Consider the following 1,724-nt stretch of genomic DNA (forward strand, 5'->3'; position numbering starts at 1 on the left):
AAACGCGACCGGCCTTCGCGGTCCGGCTGCAGCAATTCGATGTATTCATAGTAACGCAGTGTCCGCAGCGTAACCTCGAACTCGGCGCACATTTCCTTGAATGACAATCTGTTGTCGGCCATCCGTCTTCTCCCTTGCCGGGAACCTATGCACTTGCAGCGAACAGTGCAACCTCCGCGGCGGCACTCTTGCGCTTTCACCGGGGCAGGGCCAAAGATGAGACAGACAATCCAAAGGGACACTCCCATGGCCGACAAGACCGACCTCGCGCGCCAGTTCATCGAAGCGATCCCCCATGCCAAGCAATTGGGAATGAAGCTGACAGAGATCGGCGACGGCACTGCCGAGATCCGCATGGCCTATGACGAAAAGCTGATCGGCGACCCGGCCACCGGCGTCATTCACGGCGGCGCGGTCTCGGCGCTGATGGATACTTGCTGCGGTGCCGCGGTGATGAGCCACCCGTCCGCCCCCGGCGGCACGGCCACCATTGATTTGCGTATCGACTACATGCGCCCGGCGACCCCGGGGCAGGCGATCACCACCCGCGCCACCTGCCATCAGATAACCCGCAGCGTTGCCTTCGTCCGCGCGGTTGCGATGGACGAGGATACAGACCGCCCCGTCGCCACCGCCGCAGGCGCCTTTACCGTGGAGAAAAAGTTTTGAACCGTCCCCGCCCTGAACCGATCCAGGTGGTCAAGAAGCGCCGCGATGCAGCCCTGTCGGCGCTGGTGGATTCGGTGCCCTACATCCGCTTCCTGAACGTCACCTTTGAGCGCCGCGGCGATGAGCTGACGGCGCAGCTGAATTTCGACGACAAGCTGATCGGCAACCCGTTCCTGCCCGCCATCCACGGCGGGGTGACAGCGGCCTTCCTGGAAATCACCGCGATGATCACGCTGAACTGGTCGCATCTTTGGCAGCGCATCGAATCCGGTGACCTGGACCCGGCTGAGATGGCCAAAGGACACCTGCCGCGCCAGCCCAAGACCATTGATTTCACCGTCGATTACCTGCGCTCTGGCCTGCCGCGCGATGCCTATGCGCGCGCCCGCGTGAACCGTTCAGGGCGCCGCTATGCCTCGGTGCATGTGGAGGCATGGCAGGACCACAAGGACAAGCTGTTCGCCCAGGCCACCGGCCACTTCCTGATGCCGCAGGACCAGAACGGCGAAGGCTAGACGGCCATGACCAGCGCGGACACCGAAATCACCCACAAACGGGTGCTCACGATTGCATTGCCGATTGTGCTGTCGAATGCCACCGTGCCGATCTTGGGTGCCGTGGACACCGGTGTGGTTGGCCAGATGGGCGAGGCCGCGCCCATCGGCGCCGTCGGCATCGGCGCGGTGGTCCTGGCGACGATCTACTGGATTTTTGGTTTTTTGCGGATGGGCACAACCGGTCTTGCCGCGCAGGCGCGCGGGGCAGGGGACTGGGGTGAGACCGGCGCACTTTTGATGCGCGGCCTGCTCTTGGCCTTTGCTGCCAGTGCTATCTTCATCATCGCGCAAGCTGCCGTGTTCTGGGGCGCGTTTGCACTGGCGCCTGCCAGTGCTGAGGTCGAAAGCCTGGCCCGCGATTACCTGCAGATCCGGATTTGGGGCGCACCGGCCACGATCGCGCTTTATGCGGTCACCGGCTGGCTGATCGCGGTAGAGCGCACTCGCGGCGTGTTCCTGCTGCAGGTCTGGATGAGTGGCCTCAACATTGCCCTGGAC

The 1,724-nt window shown here is 63.5% G+C and carries 4 protein-coding genes; 3 read left to right on the top strand and 1 reads right to left on the bottom strand.

The window, feature by feature from the left end; translation table 11 throughout:
- Positions 1-122, bottom strand: a 122-nt coding sequence (locus A2I95_RS35605) for a MerR family transcriptional regulator (protein ID WP_291737267.1), incomplete at its 3' end; no start/stop codon positions are given.
- Positions 123-246: 124 nt separating this feature from the next.
- Here A2I95_RS35605 and A2I95_RS35610 point away from each other — a divergent pair.
- The 3 genes from A2I95_RS35610 to A2I95_RS35620 form a co-directional block, all read left to right on the top strand.
- Entirely contained in the window at positions 247-669 is a 423-nt protein-coding gene (locus A2I95_RS35610; protein WP_027259312.1) for a PaaI family thioesterase, read from the top strand.
- Positions 666-1,184 carry a PaaI family thioesterase gene (locus A2I95_RS35615; RefSeq protein ID WP_027259311.1) on the top strand — a complete coding sequence of 173 codons (519 nt, stop codon included), beginning with the start codon at positions 666-668 and terminating at the stop codon, positions 1,182-1,184. The genes A2I95_RS35610 and A2I95_RS35615 overlap by 4 nt, the downstream gene beginning before the upstream one ends.
- Positions 1,185-1,190: 6 nt before the next feature.
- On the top strand, positions 1,191-1,724 hold a 534-nt coding region (locus A2I95_RS35620; RefSeq protein ID WP_291737266.1), incomplete at its 3' end, for an MATE family efflux transporter.

It is taken from the genome of Leisingera sp. F5, from assembly GCF_001593695.1.

Coding starts and splice junctions, on each gene's coding strand:
- A2I95_RS35610 (WP_027259312.1), top strand. CDS start 247: ATGGCCGACAAGACCGACCTCGCGCGCCAGTTCATCGAAGCGATCCCC.